Origin of the sequence: Caballeronia mineralivorans PML1(12) (genome assembly GCF_001028175.1) — a bacterium.
Taxonomy (GTDB): domain Bacteria; phylum Pseudomonadota; class Gammaproteobacteria; order Burkholderiales; family Burkholderiaceae; genus Caballeronia; species Caballeronia mineralivorans.
Genome location: NZ_AEJF01000108.1, coordinates 60,851 through 77,498, shown reverse-complemented (window position 1 = coordinate 77,498; position 16,648 = coordinate 60,851). Strand labels below are relative to the sequence as shown.

General features: G+C 57.5%; 15 protein-coding genes and 2 pseudogenes. 7 read left to right on the top strand and 10 right to left on the bottom strand.

Going from position 1 to position 16,648, the window contains the following annotated elements; translation table 11 throughout:
- Nucleotides 1–16 precede the first annotated feature (16 nt).
- The 6 genes from EOS_RS17165 (at nt 17) to EOS_RS17140 (ending at nt 7,254) form a co-directional block, all read left to right on the top strand.
- Nucleotides 17–913: a carbohydrate ABC transporter permease gene (locus EOS_RS17165; RefSeq protein ID WP_053063918.1), complete on the top strand. Its 897-nt coding sequence runs from the start codon at nt 17–19 to the stop codon at nt 911–913.
- Nucleotides 910–1,734, top strand: coding sequence for a carbohydrate ABC transporter permease (locus EOS_RS17160; protein WP_047847858.1), 825 nt, complete (start codon nt 910–912; stop codon nt 1,732–1,734). Before EOS_RS17165 ends, EOS_RS17160 begins: the two co-directional genes overlap by 4 nt.
- A 65-nt stretch (nt 1,735–1,799) precedes the next feature.
- On the top strand, nt 1,800–2,759 hold the full coding sequence (locus tag EOS_RS17155) for an alcohol dehydrogenase catalytic domain-containing protein (protein WP_235442850.1): 960 nt from the start codon (nt 1,800–1,802) through the stop codon (nt 2,757–2,759).
- An 84-nt stretch (nt 2,760–2,843) separates the two neighbouring features.
- Nucleotides 2,844–4,265 carry an FGGY-family carbohydrate kinase gene (locus EOS_RS17150; RefSeq protein WP_047847856.1) on the top strand — a complete coding sequence of 474 codons (1,422 nt, stop codon included), beginning with the start codon at nt 2,844–2,846 and terminating at the stop codon, nt 4,263–4,265.
- 65 nt (nt 4,266–4,330) lie between these two features.
- The gene (locus EOS_RS17145) at nt 4,331–5,473 is read left to right on the top strand and encodes an ABC transporter ATP-binding protein (RefSeq protein WP_047847855.1); all 1,143 of its coding nucleotides are present in this window, start codon (nt 4,331–4,333) and stop codon (nt 5,471–5,473) included.
- Nucleotides 5,474–5,535: 62 nt separating this feature from the next.
- Nucleotides 5,536–7,254 carry a dihydroxyacetone kinase family protein gene (locus EOS_RS17140; protein ID WP_047847854.1) on the top strand — a complete coding sequence of 573 codons (1,719 nt, stop codon included), beginning with the start codon at nt 5,536–5,538 and terminating at the stop codon, nt 7,252–7,254.
- A 48-nt stretch (nt 7,255–7,302) separates the two neighbouring features.
- Here the strand turns inward: EOS_RS17140 and EOS_RS49265 are convergent.
- The 9 genes and pseudogenes from EOS_RS49265 to EOS_RS17100 form a co-directional block, all read right to left on the bottom strand.
- A pseudogene (locus tag EOS_RS49265) lies at nt 7,303–7,542 on the bottom strand (HAD family hydrolase); the annotation flags it as partial.
- A 15-nt stretch (nt 7,543–7,557) separates the two neighbouring features.
- The gene (locus tag EOS_RS49260) at nt 7,558–7,974 is read right to left on the bottom strand and encodes an HAD family hydrolase (RefSeq protein ID WP_407639151.1); all 417 of its coding nucleotides are present in this window, start codon (nt 7,972–7,974) and stop codon (nt 7,558–7,560) included.
- A gap of 56 nt (nt 7,975–8,030) precedes the next feature.
- Nucleotides 8,031–8,348, bottom strand: a complete 318-nt coding sequence (locus EOS_RS17130; RefSeq protein WP_160312506.1) for a PfkB family carbohydrate kinase — start codon at nt 8,346–8,348, stop codon at nt 8,031–8,033.
- Nucleotides 8,349–8,467: 119 nt separating this feature from the next.
- Nucleotides 8,468–9,643 (bottom strand): porin, encoded by a 1,176-nt coding sequence (locus EOS_RS17125; RefSeq protein ID WP_235442849.1) that lies wholly within the window; start codon nt 9,641–9,643, stop codon nt 8,468–8,470.
- A gap of 102 nt (nt 9,644–9,745) precedes the next feature.
- The gene (locus EOS_RS17120; protein WP_047847852.1) at nt 9,746–10,507 is read right to left on the bottom strand and encodes an amino acid ABC transporter permease; all 762 of its coding nucleotides are present in this window, start codon (nt 10,505–10,507) and stop codon (nt 9,746–9,748) included.
- A 36-nt stretch (nt 10,508–10,543) separates the two neighbouring features.
- Nucleotides 10,544–11,347, bottom strand: a complete 804-nt coding sequence (locus tag EOS_RS17115) for an ABC transporter substrate-binding protein (RefSeq protein WP_047847851.1) — start codon at nt 11,345–11,347, stop codon at nt 10,544–10,546.
- 25 nt (nt 11,348–11,372) lie between these two features.
- Nucleotides 11,373–12,098, bottom strand: a complete 726-nt coding sequence (locus tag EOS_RS17110) for an amino acid ABC transporter ATP-binding protein (protein WP_047847904.1) — start codon at nt 12,096–12,098, stop codon at nt 11,373–11,375.
- Between the two features lie 97 nt (nt 12,099–12,195).
- The gene (locus EOS_RS17105) at nt 12,196–12,609 is read right to left on the bottom strand and encodes a Rid family hydrolase (RefSeq protein WP_047847850.1); all 414 of its coding nucleotides are present in this window, start codon (nt 12,607–12,609) and stop codon (nt 12,196–12,198) included.
- Nucleotides 12,610–12,682: 73 nt separating this feature from the next.
- A complete protein-coding gene (locus EOS_RS17100) occupies nt 12,683–13,969 on the bottom strand; it encodes an NAD(P)/FAD-dependent oxidoreductase (protein WP_047847849.1) in 1,287 nt (428 codons plus the stop codon).
- Between the two features lie 178 nt (nt 13,970–14,147).
- On the opposite strand from EOS_RS17100, the gene EOS_RS17095 reads away from it, so the two are divergent.
- Nucleotides 14,148–15,119: an AraC family transcriptional regulator gene (locus EOS_RS17095; protein ID WP_152693133.1), complete on the top strand. Its 972-nt coding sequence runs from the start codon at nt 14,148–14,150 to the stop codon at nt 15,117–15,119.
- A gap of 385 nt (nt 15,120–15,504) precedes the next feature.
- On the opposite strand, the pseudogene EOS_RS48155 reads toward EOS_RS17095, so the two are convergent.
- Nucleotides 15,505–16,549, bottom strand: a pseudogene (locus EOS_RS48155) (IS110 family transposase).
- Nucleotides 16,550–16,648 lie beyond the last annotated feature (99 nt).

Here is a 16,648-nt window from a genome sequence, read left to right as displayed (position 1 = left end):
CAAAGTCGCGCAACCAATGACTGATGGAAAGAGAAAACAACTGAAGGTCTGGCGGCTCAGGGCGCCGCTTTTGCCGGCATTGCTTGTCGTGATTGCGGTGACCCAGGCGCCCTTTGTCATCACCCTCTACTACAGCCTCTTCCGATGGAATCTGGTGTCGACCTCCTCAAGGCGGTTTGTCGGCATCAAGAACTACCTGGGTGCCGTTACCGATCCGGTGTTTTTGAAAGCCATCGCCAATACGGCCGGCATGACGCTCAGCATCGTCGCGGGCGCCATTGTGATCGGGACGCTCCTTGCGCTCGGCCTGCATCGTAACTTCCGAGGGCGCGGCATTGCCAGAACCCTCGCCATCACGCCGTTTTTCGTCATGCCGGTGGCCGCCGCACTGTTCTGGAAGGCTGGCCTCTTCGACCCGACCTTCGGCCTCCTTGGCTGGTCAACTGCGGCGCTTGGCTTGGGCAAGATCAATTGGGTCAGCGAATACCCTCGCCTTTCGATCGTTATTCTCACCGCCTGGCAATGGTCGTCGTTCGCGTTGCTGATCCTGCTTGCCGGAATGCAGTCGTTTCCCGTTGAAGTGACCGAGGCGGCCGCCATTGACGGCGCTGGCCGCTGGCTCACGTTTCGTCGCCTGATGTTGCCGCATCTGCGACCATTCTTCGAGCTGACGGCGCTTCTTGCGTCCATGTATGTGCTCGAAAATTTCGCTGCTATCGCCACCCTCACCGCTGGGGGCCCGGCGTACGCCACGACGAATCTGTCCTACTACGTTTATCTCGAGGCGTTTAGCGCCTTTGATCTTGGCCAGGCATCGGCCTACGGCATCATTTCGCTTGCCATCGCCATCGCGCTCGTGATGCCGATGCTGAAAGTCGTTGCCGGTATCTTCCGCACCGGAGGCCGCGCATGAACTCCAAAGTCGGCAAGGGCGCATTCAATGCGCTGATAACTGTGTTGACGTGGCTGGGCGCTCTCGCCATGTTTGCGCCGATCGCGTGGATGGTTTTGACAAGTTTCAAATCCGAGCAGGATGCCGTCAGCTCACCTCCGTTGCTGTTTTTCAAGCCTACGCTGGCACACTACCGCCAGATCTTCGACAATGAGTTTGCTTCGTTCGCGATCAACTCAGTGCTGGCGACGGGCATATCAACCGCCATCGTGACCTGTCTTGCGGTCCCGGCAGCTTACGCCCTGTGTGTGAGGCCGGTGGAAAAATGGCGCGATGTCCTGTTCTTTTTCATCTCGACGAAGATGATGCCGATTGCAGCGGGGATCGTACCCATTTACCTTGTCGCGCAGAGCCTCGGGCTTTTGAATAGCGCCTCGGTCCTGATCGTCGTCTACACGTCGATGAATCTGCCGCTTGCGATATGGATGATCCGATCGTTCATGAACGAGATCCCGGTTGAAGTATTCGATGCGGTACGTGTTGATGGCGCGGGGTTCTTTCGGGAGCTGTTGCTGATCGTCGTCCCACTGATCATGCCGGGCCTCGCTTCTACAGCGTTGCTATGCGGAATCTTTGCATGGAATGAGTTTTTCCTCGCGGTCAATCTCACGACGACAGTCAGCACGTTGCCGGTCTTCCTGCAAAAGTTCTTGAGTTTCGGTCAGCTGTACACGGCTCAGGTCGCCGCCGTCGCAACGCTTTTGAACATCCCGGTGGTCGCGGCGGGTTGGCTGGCTCAGAAGAGCCTCACGCGCGGTCTGACGTTCGGCGCGGTTCGGTAATTGGTCTTTCCTGATCTAACACTTGAGGATTCGAAATGCGCGCTGTCCGTATTGGAAGCAATCACATGATCGACGTCGTCGAGCTCGACGCTCCGACACTAACGCCGGACGAACTCATTGTCAGACCCGTTGCGTGTGGAATTTGCGGAACCGATCTGCACATCTGCCAACATGGATTTCCGGGAACGAATTACCCGGTCACGCCTGGGCACGAATTCGCCGGACACGTGCTGGCGGTCGGACGTAATGTGAACGGTATCAAGGAAGGCGACTTTGTCGCGGTGAACCCCAATGTCTCGTGCGGACATTGCGAATGGTGTAGGGAAAACAAACCGCATCTATGCAATGCGCTCACGCCCATCGGGGTCGGTCGCGCCGGTGCGGCGGCCGAGCAAGTGGCCGTTCCCGGTGGCAACGCGTTTGTCGTGCGGGAGAGCATCGGGCATGGCGTGGCCGCGCTCATCGAGCCTCTTGCTTGCGCGCTGCACGCAGTCGAGTCCGCTCAGGGGATCAAGGACCGGCGCGTGCTGGTGATGGGTGCGGGAACAATGGGCTTGCTCACTACGATCATCGCGAAGCATTTCGGTGCGGCCGATGTGACCGTCGTTGACCCGAACCCTGCGAAGCATGCAATCGCTCTTGAAGTCGGTGCGAACAGGGCCGCATCGCCCGACGAACTACGCGATGAGCGATACGAAGTGATTTTCGAGGCCGCGGGCGCAATGCCGGCGCTGCGCCAAGCGTTAGGTCTTATCCGCAAGACGGGCGTGCTGGTGCAGGTCGGCGTCCATGGTGTTGACGCAAAGGTCGATATCAACCCGTTCACTGTCTACGAACACGAACTGCGCATTATCGGTTCGAACTCGTTGGCGAATCAGTTTGCGGGGGCAGTTGACCTCATGTCCGACATTTCCCAACAGGCCGCGAAACTGATCGGCGATACCTTTTCTGTATGGGACTTCGCCGCGGCTGTAAAGAGCATGGAGTCGGGGCACGCGGTCAAGACGCAGCTTAGCTTCGCCTAAGTCGTCAATGGGGATTTAAATGGCCACGAAGCGATTTACCCGGATGCCATTTACGCAAGGGAAGACGAGAGGCAGAGGCTAGCAATGGATTCCCTTGTATGTGGTATTGATGTTGGGTCGACCAATGTAAAGGTCATCCTCGTTGACAGGTCAGCGCGGTCCGTATGGACCAAGGCGATTCCTGTTCCGCGGAGCATGCAGGGCGGCCTGCCAGCAACGGACGCCTCGGCGCTTGTTGCCACGCTTGAAGGCCTGGTTATCGAAGGGTGGCGTGCTACCGGTGCCGCGACTCCTCTGCGCGCGATCTCGATCACGGGCGTTGGCGAAGATGGGGTTCCTGTATCCGACGATTTGCGGCCGCTTGACCTGGCGATCCCCTGGTTTGACAAGCGTGCCGACAACGAAAGCGAAAGACTGCGCGACTTCGCTGGAGAGTCTTCACGCGCAGGCGTTTCGATCGATTCGTCTCGCACGGCGGCGAAGTGGCTGTGGCTTCGCGAGAATCGCCCTGAGGTCATGCGGGACGCCCGACTGTGGTTGACGCTGACGGACTACGCGGCCGCTTGGTGGAGCCGCACGCCGTTCATCAGTGAAACGCTTGCGACCCGCACCGCTTGTTATGACGTCTTCAGTCGCACGTGGATGCCCGCCATGCTCGGCGCGTGTGGCGCGCCTCCACTGCCTCCCGTTCTCGCCGCCGGCACCGTAGTCGGAACCGTTGCAGCGGGTCCGTTGCTCGAGAGTGGAGCGGCCTCCGGCAATACGCTTATTGTGGCCGGCGGGCATGACCATCCGATCGCCGCCTCTGCGGTACGGCGTTTGAACGGGCAGGCATTGGTGGACTCCCTGGGCACCGCCAATCTCATGTACACGGAGATCGAGAGCGTTGAGCCGCGCACTGATCCCTTCGTGGCGTTTTCCGTACCGGCTTTAGGCACGCCCGGTGTCGCCTGTCTTGGGGTTTATGAGTTTTCGGCTGCACTGGAGCCTTTCCGCGCACGAGACGCAGGCGTCGCATTACGATCATTTCTTGCCGGCGGCCGTTTGCCCGGAAAGCCCAGCGAGGCCGGGGACATTGCCGAGGCATTGAAACGTGGTCTGGTTCCGACAATCAACCCGGTGCCATATGGCGACGCTGTGCAGCTTAGGGCAACGCTTGAATCGGCATGTCTGTACGCCCGCCGGATGCTTGAAGCGATCCGAGACACGGGCTCATCGGCCACGCCCATCTATGCGGTCGGCGGCTGGGCGCGTTCCGATGCGCTCCTGCAACTGCGCGCGAGCGTGTTTGGCGAGGCAGTCGCCTCGGTCGAGGAAAGCGAGCTGACTGCGCTTGGCGCCGCCTTGATCGCCCGCGATGCGATCGAGTCATCAGAGACACGGCTGCCCTTTCAGCGGCACGTTCGGTTTATCCAGCCGCTCGCGGAATGGGAAGAGATCTACGAGCAGTACTACCCGGAGTTCCGGGAGCGGCTTGATCGATTTAAGGAAAAGCGGACCGCCTAGCGGCCAGCGTGCCGGTTCCAGACGGACTGGCAAAGAGCTGGCAACACCCTATTGAGGAGACAAACGTGGCTGTTGTTGAAATTCGAAATCTCAAGAAGACATTCAGTGGCGTGGACGCCGTTGAATCGCTCAATCTCACGACCGAGGACGGTGAGTTCATCGTGATCGTCGGTCCTTCCGGCTGCGGAAAATCCACGACGATGCGGATGATCGCCGGACTTGAAGAGGCAACCGATGGTTCGATACTCATCGACGGCCAGGATGTGACGAACCTGTCGCCAACTGATCGGGACGTCGCCATGGTTTTCCAGAACTATGCGCTGTATCCGCATCTGAGCGTGTACGAAAACATGGCGTTTTGCCTGCAGGTGCGCAACTGGCCCAAGGCGCGCATTGACGAGCGCGTGCGTACCGTTGCCGAATCACTGTCACTGACGCCGCTTTTGCAGCGCAAACCGGCAGCGCTTTCCGGCGGACAGCGGCAGCGCGTTGCGCTTGGGCGAGCAATTGTCCGCGAACCGCGCATCTTCATCATGGATGAGCCGCTGTCGAACCTCGACGCGAAGCTGCGCGTGGACATGCGCGGCGAAATCACGAAGCTGTGCCGGCGACTCAAGGTCACAACTTTTTACGTGACACACGATCAGTTGGAAGCGCTCACCATGGGGCATCGAATCATTGTGATGCGCGATGGCGTCGCCCAGCAGATCGACACGCCTCAGCGTATCTATGACGAGCCCATTAATCGATTTGTCGCTGGTTTTATCGGAAGCCCGTCGATGAACTTCCTCGAAGCAACGATAGATGGCGACGGCGAGATGATGCGAGGAGCGGGTTTCCAGCTGCGCGGGTCTAACCGTATGGCCCGGGCGCTCAAGGAGTTGTCGAACCGGAAAGTCATCGCCGGCGTTCGTCCCGAGCATCTCTTTCCGGCAGCGGACGGCGACGGTCTCACGGATTCCGCAAGTGGCTGGATGCAGGGACGTATCGAGCTGGTCGAGCCGCTGGGTTCTCAGGTCATGGTCCAGGTGACGGTCGGGAATTGTTTGGTCGTTGCTCAGTTCGAGCGGCAGCCCGGACTGGAAATTGGCAAGACGATCACGTTGCAACACAAGCCTGACGCGCCCCACGCGTTCGATGTCGCAACAGAGCGTTCGGTGCTCGCGGCCGCGGTCGTCGAGTCTCGTGCTGCGCTTGTCAGTGCGTAAGTGCATCAGTACGCATCGCAAACTCAGCGCCAATCGATCCGAAACTGTCACTGCCTCCAGCCATGAAAAAACTTCTCAATGACCCGTCGAATGTTGTCCGCGAAATGCTGGAAGGGCTTGCCCGCCTGGACCCGCACGTCGCTATTCTCGGGGATGAAAACGTTCTTGTCCGACGGGGAGTGCCGGCGCCCCCGCAACGCCCCGTAGCCATCATCTCCGGCGGGGGCAGCGGGCATGAACCGGCGCATGGGGGTTACGTCGGCGCCGGCATGCTCAGTGCCGCCGTCTGCGGTGAAGTGTTCACCTCTCCGTCCACCGACGCCGTTCTCGAAGCGATCCGCGCAACGTCTGGTCCGAACGGTGCGTTGTTGATTGTGAAGAATTACACGGGAGACCGGCTCAATTTCGGACTTGCAGCGGAGCTTGCCAGAGCAGAGGGAATTCCGGTCGAAATAGTGACCGTGGCCGATGACGTGTCACTTCGCGCCCAATCCCAGCGCAATCAGCGCCGTGGCATCGCGGGTACGGTACTGGTGCACAAGATTGCAGGCGCTATGGCCGCGCGTGGCGTTTCACTGGCTCAAGTAGCCGCAACTGCCCGCGAAGCTTGTGCCGATCTCGGGACGATGGGCGTTGCGCTCGACGGATGCACGCTACCGGGTGCCGACAAGGCCGGCTTCAGCTTGGCGGACAACGAGATCGAGCTCGGACTTGGAATTCACGGCGAGAAAGGCGTGGAGCGCAGGGCCCCAATGCCCGCAAACCATCTGACCGAGACGCTGCTTTCAAACATCATCGAAGATCTGCAAGTAAAGAGCGGCGAGCGTGTCGTGCTGCTGGTGAACGGACTTGGCGCCACGCCCGATATGGAACTGGCCGTTGTGCTTCGCGCCGCGTTCGACAATCTCACCCACCGCAATGTGACGGTCGAGCGAGCGTGGTGCGGCACGCTGCTCTCGGCCCTCAATATGCCCGGTTGCTCCATCTCCGTGCTGCGCGTCGACGATGAACGGCTGGCGTTGCTGGATTTGGAAACCGAGGCTCGTTCATGGCCCAGTGGCGGGAAGGTGAATCAAAGCATACGGATTCCGATCGCGGTCACATCGAACCTCACGTCCGAGCCCAACAGCACGGTCACCCATGAAAACGATGCCGGCTGGGCGCAGAGATTGAAGCCCGCGCTGGACGCGGTTGCGCACGCGCTGATCGCCAATGAAGCGATCCTGACGGATCTCGACTCGAAGGCCGGCGACGGTGATCTCGGAGCAAGCATGAAGCGCGCAGCGGATGCGATCGTGGCTGTCCCAACGACCGCTTTGACGACTCCGAGCGGTGCACTTGCAACACTGGGCACTGCTTTGCGAAGGGCAATCGCTGGAAGCTCTGGGCCGTTCTACGCTACTGCGCTGGTGCGCGCTTCGCGCAGCTTGGCGAATGCAGCTGAACCGACCGCTCAGGATTGGGCCGCTGCATTCAGGAGCAGCGCCGACGCTATCAGTGAACTGGGCGGAGCGAAGGCAGGAGATCGCACCATGCTTGATGCCCTGGTGCCAGCTATCGAGGCTTTCGATGGGGGTTTAAAGCGTGGCCTGAATGCCGCTGAAGCGTGGGCGGCCGCAGTGAGCGCGGCGGAGTCCGGCGCGCAGGATACGGCGCACATGTCACCGCGCGCCGGGCGGGCCAGCTATCTTGGTGCCCGCGCGCTCGGTTCGCCGGATGGTGGCGCGGTCGCCATTGCCTGCTGGCTGCGTGCGCTACAACCTCACATCACCTCACGTTGAGCTGGTTGTCCGGAAGGCACGATAGGGTTGGTTTTCCCCGCCCGACTGTCACACCATCCTCGTTCCGGTCAACAGGCGCTTAAGCATCCGCATATCCCCAAACACGTCCTTCGCGCCTGCTGCGAGCAGTCTGCCGCATTGACCTAGTTCGCGGTGCGACGGACTGTACGCGTACACCGTCGCGCCCGCAGACACTCCTGCCAATACCCCGGAAGGAGAATCTTCCACGATTGCACACCGTCTTATATCGACACCCAACAACGATGCGGCCTCAAGGTACACGTCCGGCCACGGTTTATTTGTTTATTTCGTCGCGAGTGTTGTCCACTGTAGATGTGGCCACCGAACCAGCCAGTCAGTCAGTCCAACCTTGTCAAGTTGTAGTGTGATCTTGGATCGGCTCGAGGCAGAAACCACTGCAAGTCGAACTGAGTGCCACGCCAGATGCTTCACGGTTTCACCGGCAAAAGGCGTGGCAGCAACCTCTCGCGATAACGCCTGATCGCGTCTGTCGCGGTAATCGAGATACCAGGCCTCGATATCCACGACTGCTGTCCTCGATCGAATGAGATCGAACCGACTTTTCACCGATTGTCCAAAGAAGAGCTCCGAGAACTCGTGGGCGGATATTTTCCACCCAGCCGCGTGCAACATGTCCGAGAGGACGCGGAACGTAATCGGTTCCGACTCAACCAATGTTCCATCACAATCGAATAACACCGCGTCGAACGGAACTGCTCCGTTGGCAGGGGTCAATGGACTAAAAGGCGGCTCGCTCACGCTGCGACTGCCATTGTTCGAGGCGTCGACACGAAAACTGCAGCCTGCCTTTTCGCGATGGCGACCGCCTGGCCGAGCTGCGCCCCGCTTGCCCACTGTGCAACCAGATGTCCGATGAAAGTATCCCCCGCCCCATGCGATGAGATGACGTCAACTCTCTCGCCCGCAACTGTTCCATAGTCAGCCGCGTGATCCTTCCACGCCGCGCCATGCGGGCCGGCGGTCACAACGACCGAGCATCCGAATTGCTCGCCGAGCTTTCTGCATCCGTTCCAGGCAGACGCGAGGTCCTCGACCGGGTCGGCGCCCATCATGCCGGCTAACATGGGTTTGTGTGAAGACTGTGCTTTTTTTGCCCGAGTGGCCTGGAATCCCATTCGGCAACGAGGAAGGGGAAATGCTTTCAAGCCGCTGGCGAAACGCAAGCGAGCTGTCAGAATTTCACGCGAATACCCGCGTGAACAAGGACTTGGTTGCTGGTGGCCGACACGCCCGCTGCCCCGAGTAGGAGCGCGCCCTGCATCCCACCTGCGCCAGTGTGATCGCCCCCCAAGCGCTGCCAAACTGCCATCGCGTACAAGTCCGAACGTTTGGAAAGGAAGTAATCCGCCATGAGTCCCGCTTGATTCCAATGCGTGTGCTGTTCACCCGCGGACTCCGTGTGTTCGCCTTTCGTGTAGGTGTACATGCCGCCCACCAGAAGGTTGGGCTTCACGAAAAACCGAACACTTGTCTCAATATTTTGGAACGACATTTTCGAGCCGTTGTATTCGATGCCCGTGAGATTATTCATCCCTGGACCGTAGAATACGGAGTTGGTATAGCTGAGGCCGATTACGCCTTTCCCGACCTTATAGTTGACGCCACCGCCCCAGATCTGCTGCCCTTGTGCGGAAATAACCGCATCTGTCGTACTGATTGCTCCCGCAGCGGTTTGCCCTGATCGGTTTGCGCGGAGATAGGCTGCGCCCACGAGGATTGGTCCTCGGTCATAACGCGCGCCGACGCTCCAGGCGCGGTTATTAGAGAAGTCAGTGTCATTGCCGGAAGCAAACATTGTTCCACCAGTGAAACCATAGACATTCGGGCTCAGATATTTCAGTGAGTTACTTACACGAAACGAATTATCGGTGTTGTCGTTATCGTACGGATGCGAAAATGGGGCACCCGCCCACCCACCGTTTGCAGTAAGTGGACCGAGGAAATCCACGACCGAATCATATTGTCGTCCCATCGACACCGTGCCGAACTTCGCGGATGTCAATCCAACGCGAGCCTGCCGCCCAAACTCGCGGCCTCCTTGTGATAAGCGGCCGCTATTTATATCGAAGCCATTTTCTAGAACGAAATTCGCGGCCCAGCCATCGCCGAGTTCTTCAATGCCCTTCAGGCCCCAGCGCCCGCTTTGCGCGAAACCTTGATCGGTACGCCAGACCGAATGACCTTTGACGTTATTCGTGTAGGTGATGCCGTCGTCGACGAGGCCAGAAAGTACGACACTGCTTTGAGCCGACGCAAGTTGACAAACCAAAGACGCAACAATCCCCGCCGCGATCTTGACGCCTGGAATACTTGGTATCGACATACCATTCCGGGGCGTATCTTTCATTTTGTAGTCCTCAATTGTTGAGATTTGTCATGCTGGAACGTACTAGAGCTCACTCAACGAGATTTAACGATCACCTCTCCCGATACGTTCGAGTTCACCCGGTTAAGCGACCGACTTTTCCACAACACCACCATTTTCATCGACAGCAACGGCAGGTTTCTTTTTGCGAAGGGAGATCAAAGGACCTCTCCTGTCGACGTAATTAATAGCGTGCGTGAGCGGAACCGTTATGACGAGATAAACCAAGCCGGATGTTACCAGTGGCGTTAGATTCGCAGAGTTAACCGAAATGTTTTGACCAATGGTGAAAAGATCGCGTTGCGACGTCAACAGGCCCAAGAAATAAACGAGGCTCGAGTCTTTGATTATTGAAACGAATTGGTTCGCAAGGGCAGGCAGGACTCGTCGAACGCCCTGCGGAACGATCACGTAGCGCATGCTGGTCCAGTAATTCATCCCCAGCGCGCGGCAGGCGTTCAATTGCCCTGGCCCGATGCTCTGGATCCCAGCACGGAAAATTTCCGAGATATAAGCAGATGCGATCAATGCCAAAGCGACGATGGCAAGCGGGTAAGGATTTGGGCCAAAAAGCGATAGTCCGACCGGCGCGAGTCCTTGCCCAACGATCAAGATTATCAGTGCCGCGGGAAGACCACGGAATATGTCGACATACAGCAACGCCGGGATCGTCAACCATCGTTTCCGAGACACTGCAAAAAGCGCCAAAACCATTCCGACGATAATCCCTAACACCGTCGACACCATGGACAGGACAAGGGTGTTTAGCAAGCCGGTCTTGAGTAGCGCCGGGAACGTCTCGATTAGCAGGGACCAATCGAGAAAGTTGTTCAGGAGTTCATCCATCGTTCAGGATATCCAGAGGTTATCAATTGTCAAGCGTCACTTAAGACCAGGCGGAAGGGCCTTGGAAATCGGGTAATTCGGAAAATATTCTTCGTAAAGCTTGGCCCATGTTCCATCAGCGACCACTGCCCGCAATGCAGCGTTGAACTTAGTTTTAAACGCATCGTTTCCTTTGTGCATTGGAAAGCCAGCAATCAAGGTCGTTGCGGTCAGATCGATCACGCTAATCAAGCCAATTTTTGGATATTTCTTTGCCAAGGCATCCTGTTGCGACTTGTCGATAAGATAGCCATCGATGAACCGCGATTGCAGCGAGAGAAATCCCGCGTTGACGTTAGGAAAGCGCACGATCTGTGCACCTGCGATAAAGGTGTCGGCCGACGTATCCTCGATCGTGCCTTGAACTACGCCAATTCGCTTTCCTTTGAGAGAGTTCGGGTTTGATGTGACTGGACTATGGGGCAACGCGGCGAGACTCAAAATGCCCAATAAGTACCCGTCGCTGAAATCTACAATCTTGGATCTCGCATCCGTAATGCCGATACATCCCGCTGCCACATCCACCTGGCGATTTGCGACGCTAGGCAATAATCCACTGAAGTCCTGGATACGAAAATCAACATCAAGGTTCATTTTTTCCGCCACACTGCGCAGAACTTCGACATCGAATCCAGTTAGCTTTCCATCCTCGACATACGTGTACGGTTTATTGTTGGCATCCACGCCGACCAGGAGGTTACCCGGCGTCAGCGTTCCGTCCGATTGGCCCTGTGCGTTCGCAATAGATGCTGCGACCAATGGCAGCAATAAGATTGCTTTAAGTAGGGTTGGTAATTTCATGTTTTTCCTTCCTAGCCTGAAAGCTCTAGTGAGCGAGTTGTGACAAAAATTTCCTTGCCCGATCTGTTTTGGAATGGGAAAAAAACGCTTCCGTCGCGCCATCCTCGAGGATGCACCCTTGGTCCATGAACAGCACCCTCGATGCGACTTTCCGCGCGAAGGCCATCTCATGTGTCACGCAGATCATCGTCATCCCTCGCCGCGCCAGTTCGGTCATCACGTCCAACACTTCGTTGACCATTTCAGGATCCAAGGCAGACGTCGGTTCGTCAAACAACATCACAACCGGATCCATCGCGAGCGCGCGGGCAATGGCGACGCGTTGTTGCTGCCCACCAGAGAGCTGGGACGGTTGCTTCATCGCCACTTGCGACAGACCTACACGGCGCAGCAGTGTATTTGCCCGCTCTCGCGCATCGGAGCGAGAGCGCTTGAGAACCTTCACCTGCGGAAGCAGGATGTTTTCCTCCACGGTCAAGTGGGGAAACAGCTCGAAATGTTGGAAAACCATCCCTACCTTCGAACGCAACGCGTTCAAGTCAGTCTTGGGATCGGCCAGGTCACATCCCGCCGCGATGATTCGTCCCGACTGAATAGACTCCAAGCCATTCAATGTCTTTATTAAAGTGGATTTTCCGGAACCAGACGGCCCGCAAACCACAACAACCTCCCCCTCTGAGATGGTCGCCGAGCATCCCGAGAGTACTCGCTGCGTTCCATACCACTTAGATACATCGTTTATTGAAATCATGCTCTTTACACTATGCCCCGGGTTACTCATCGCTACATCTTGAACCGACGCACTCGCGCGTCGCCGCGCCGCAGCAGGACATCTCTCCCGCTAAAGTTTATGCGCGCTTCATTAGCGCGGTAACTTCCATTTCAATCAGGAGACTTGGTTCCGCGAGCGGCGCACAAACTGCGGTAACGGCAGGCTCAATGGAGGAAAAAAATCCGGCGATGAGATCGAGCGCTTTTGGAAATTCGTCTGGACGCGGGCAATAAATCACGGCACGGACAATGTCCTCCGGCGCCGCGCCAACGCTTTGCAGCGCGGCCTTGATATTCAGGATCATCTGCCGCGTTTGATCTACGATGCCTTCATCAATGCGGTTTTCGTCGTAACGGAAACCGGAAGTGTTCGATACAAACACCCATTCGCCGTCTTTGATGGCTCGCGAGTATTTAACCCATTTCTCGGTCTTCGATTGGGTTCGTACGTAAACACGGCCGTTGCGGCCGACAGTGGTGGTTATTTCCATGTTTTCGATAGTCTCATTAAAAAGGTGTGCTAATCGCTCGGCGACGCTGACGTCCCGCTGGCGTCGGATTTCCTCATCGTTGATATCGAGAAAATTGAAATGGAGCCGGATCCACGCGAGGGGATCTTCCCGTGATCAAGTCGGCCATGAGTCGGCCTGCACCTGGTGCCAATCCGAAGCCGTGGCCGGAAAAACCACTGGCGATGTGAAGACCTAGCGTTTTTCCAAGCGTGCTGATAACCGGAATTTGCTCCGGCGTCACGTCGATACAGCCGGCCCAGGCCTGCGCTACCCGCGCTTGTCGAAGAAACGGAAAGTAGGCGGCCACTTCGTCAAGTACCGCGTCTTGGCAAAACCATGGCGTGGGATCGAGGGTCCGTCCACCCGCGAGGCGATCCAAGATGCCGGCCTTGCCAAAAGTGTGTTTCAGCTCGCGATAAAAGCGCTTTCCCACATGGATACCCATATTGGGTGTACGTAGGGCGCTGCGGAATCTCCAACCGTACCGAAATGAGTTCGGCACGAGCTCGGCACGCGAACGAAAGCTTCCAACGGTATATCCGCCGTCGAGCCGCCTGCGGACCGCGAAATCACCGGTGCCAAATGAGACGTCGGGTCCGTCGTTGATGGCGGTGGTGCGAAAGGCGGTAGCCAGAACATCCAGATGCGGCAGCGGAATATTCAAGCTCTCGCACAATGCACCGCTCCACGCGCCCGCAGCAATCACCGCCGTCGATGTGGCGATTGTGCCCCGTTCAGTGACAACACTGCTAACTTTTCCCCCAGACTTCTCTATGGCAGTCACTGCACAATCTTGAAAAATGAGTGCGCCTCGATCCCGCGCCGCTTCGGCGATTGCGGGCGCGGCAAGCTGCGGCTCGGCGCGTCCATCGAAAGGGCTGAATATGCTGTAGGTTGCGGGAAATGAGCTGCCACCAAAACGAGCGCCCATTGCCTCCTTTGTTAACTCCTCGACGCGGAAACCGGTATTGCGCAAGTTGAGCAACCAATCTTGGCGTTGCGTGGCCTGAGCGTCCGTGCGATCCGAGAACACGATCCCGCACTTCACATAGCCCGTGGCGCGACCTAACCGGCGATCCATATCTGCCCAAAGGCCAATCGAGTCGATCATGAGAGGAATCTCGGCGGGTGCACGGTTTGTGAGCCGCACCCATCCCAAGTTTCGGCTGGACTGCTCTTCGTTTATATTGCCTTTCTCACAGAGCACTACCCGAACGCCACGCTCCGCAAGTTCCAGCGCAATACATGCCCCGACAATACCGCCGCCGATGACGACCACATCTGCCGATTTAGGCAATTCGCGATCGGAACGTACGGGTGTGGTGGACGGACCGGTCAAAGTCAATTCTCCTGCATCTTAAATTGGCGCCTAAAAGCGACGCATTGTTGTTGGGGACACTTTCTCGTGGCGGCCGCCAAAGGTTTCGAGTGGCATCCGGCAGCTTCATTCGCCTTTTCGCTGTTCAATTTGGTGGTACGCTGCAGTGGGATGGATCGTAGCCGGGATTTTTTGTTTCTTGCACACTCTTGAGTACGCATTTCTTGCTATTTCGTACAACATTATGTCCGACGCATTTTCAGATCTTGTCGACTTGGCCGAGGCGCGCTGCAGCATCAGCGGTGCCGTACTTGCATCCGGACAATGGGCCGCACGCCTGCCATCCCCAAAATCTCTGAAGCTCTTCGTGATGAAGTCCCGTTGTTATTTCGCATTGGAGGGGGGCCTTCCGATTTTTGCGGATCGGGGAGATTTCTTCCTGGTGCGACGCGGAAATGCGTACACCATGTCAAGTGCGATTGATGCGCCTTTAGGCGGCGAAGTCACCTTTCACCAGGATGCGCAAATGACAAGCGACGCATACCATTCGTCGGCTTGCGTGGCGTTGGCATGTTTTGTTTCCCTCGAAGAAAGTGCAGGGAACATGTTAATGAACGTACTGCCAAACTATTTTGTTATCAGAGCCCGTCACGACAGTCAATCTACATTGCATTTACTTTACGACGAACTTGTTAATGAGGTCCGGGCTAACGACATCGGCGCTAAGTCGACCGTAGATAAGTTGACACAAATCATCTTTCTCCGAGTGCTTCGAGCCTACCGAGAGACGGCCTCGGAGAGTGCTGGTGCGCTCGGCGGACGCTGGCCACTCGCGACCCAAGATCAACGGATTTCTAAATCACTGCGGCTTATGAATGATCGTCCCGAGCATCCATGGACACTTCAAGAATTTGCCGATGCTTGCAATATGTCTCGCACCAGCTATGCAAGCCGATTTCGCACGAGCGTGGGCGTTACCCCACAGGCATATTTGCGCGATTTGCGGATGCGGCGCGCCGTTGTGTACTTAACGCAAAGTGCCCGATCCGTCGCTAACATCGGCAACGAATTGGGTTATGCATCGGAAAGTGCCTTCAGCACAGCGTTCAAAAAGGCAATGAAGTTGTCGCCCGCACATTACAGAGCGAATTTCCGTCGCGAGCAATCTTGACGGAGTGGAGTGGCTTGGTAAACGAGCGGATACAGTCTCTGTCTTAAAAGAACGGTAGCCCACCCGACTGCGTTGATCTTTACTAGCTCCTGATATGACTTCCGTAGTCAAGAACCGCGGGTCGCGTTGTCTTAGTGCATCACTGTGTTTTTGAATCTCCTCAAGGCGGCGCAGCCTGTAACTTCGACGGTGGATCCTTCTGATATTCGTGGGTTGGCTAGCACATTACAGGGCTCCGTCTGGCGAACCTTCCGCGCTCTATGACTGGGAGTCAGCATCAGATGTCATCTCGTAGGATCTTCGCGGGTTGTTCGCCGACCGCGCCGCACCGCCTTCAGAAGACTCTTGATCCTCCCTCGCGTGACTGAGGCCTGAGCCGATGGTTTTACGTGGCCTGCACGGTTGCGGTGATGGGCGTCATCTGTGCGAGGTCCCAGACGAAACCCGCCAGCTCACGGGCGACGGCTGCCAGAGCAACGTTGGGGGGGGGTGCCGCGTGAGTAAGTCTGCGGTAGCGCTTGCACAGGTGCAGTTGATCATCCCAGGCACGGTCCATGATGGGCTTGGGTAGCGCTTCGTGTCGCTTCTGGATCGCTTGGCTGATCTTGGCCGGGTGACGGTAAGACCACGCTACTTTGACCAGCAAACGGCGCGCATTGCTGTTAGGGTCAATTCTGCGTGGACAGCGACACCGAGTTCGGCCAGCAGGCCGATCGCCGTGGTGAACTGGATGCCACGTAGTGCCTGCAGAGTCTTCACACATGGAAGAAACGCCACTGTGGTGCCACTTCGCGCAGGGCTGCCTCCAGCCGTTCGCATTGGGTCAGTCGGTACTCGATCGTGCGGCGGTGCTCCTCGAATGCGAGTTGCTGCCACGGTGAATCAAATGGATAGCCACTGTCTAGCGTCGGTGTCCCGGGCCCCAGTCAGCGCGGCCGGAGTAACGCACGTCGGGAATCAGCAGGAATGTCTTCAGACGCTGCCGTGCCTGCTTCAGATCCTATTTGGCCGCGCCCCAGGCACGCACCAGATCACGGAACGCCTCGTCCTCGACCGTCGGCACGTGCGCAGGCGAGAGATCCCCCGGCACGCAGCGATCGCACCTGCTTGGCCGCATCGCGGCAATCAGTTTTCACTCGCTCGCCAAGCGTCCTGGGAATCAGTGACGGCGCGCAGACCATGCAAGTATGACCTTTGTCCGTCAGTTGGCGGTGCAGTCCGAACCCACACGATCCGGCCTCATAGCCAAACGCCACGTGGGACCCCTTGGACTGCATGCGCTTACAAAGCCGGTGGTGCGCGACAACTAGGAAGTCCGCTCGTGTTGCCTCACGAGGGAATGTTACCCGAGGAGTAGTTGTCGTTTTGCCTTCTTCATCTCGTTTATGATCTTGTGGGCGCGGAGCGCCGTAAGCGGCCAGTGATGGCATCTTGCATCGACGTAGCAGCCTTGGGAGCATCGTGTCCGGTTCACCTGACGCCGGCCCGCGCGAGCTGAACCCGAAGCCCGTTTCCTTTTCAGTGCACAT

Excerpts from the sequence above, each read along its gene's own strand:
- EOS_RS17155 (WP_235442850.1), top strand. The coding sequence starts at position 1,800 with ATGATCGACGTCGTCGAGCTCGACGCTCCGACACTAACGCCGGACGAA.
- EOS_RS17125 (WP_235442849.1), bottom strand. The coding sequence starts at position 9,643 with ATGAAAGATACGCCCCGGAATGGTATGTCGATACCAAGTATTCCAGGC.
- EOS_RS17110 (WP_047847904.1), bottom strand. The coding sequence starts at position 12,098 with ATGATTTCAATAAACGATGTATCTAAGTGGTATGGAACGCAGCGAGTA.
- EOS_RS17115 (WP_047847851.1), bottom strand. The coding sequence starts at position 11,347 with ATGAAATTACCAACCCTACTTAAAGCAATCTTATTGCTGCCATTGGTC.
- EOS_RS17130 (WP_160312506.1), bottom strand. The coding sequence starts at position 8,348 with ATGATGGGCGCCGACCCGGTCGAGGACCTCGCGTCTGCCTGGAACGGA.
- EOS_RS17150 (WP_047847856.1), top strand. The coding sequence starts at position 2,844 with ATGGATTCCCTTGTATGTGGTATTGATGTTGGGTCGACCAATGTAAAG.
- EOS_RS17140 (WP_047847854.1), top strand. The coding sequence starts at position 5,536 with ATGAAAAAACTTCTCAATGACCCGTCGAATGTTGTCCGCGAAATGCTG.
- EOS_RS17160 (WP_047847858.1), top strand. The coding sequence starts at position 910 with ATGAACTCCAAAGTCGGCAAGGGCGCATTCAATGCGCTGATAACTGTG.
- EOS_RS17105 (WP_047847850.1), bottom strand. The coding sequence starts at position 12,609 with ATGGAAATAACCACCACTGTCGGCCGCAACGGCCGTGTTTACGTACGA.
- EOS_RS17120 (WP_047847852.1), bottom strand. The coding sequence starts at position 10,507 with ATGGATGAACTCCTGAACAACTTTCTCGATTGGTCCCTGCTAATCGAG.
- EOS_RS17165 (WP_053063918.1), top strand. The coding sequence starts at position 17 with ATGACTGATGGAAAGAGAAAACAACTGAAGGTCTGGCGGCTCAGGGCG.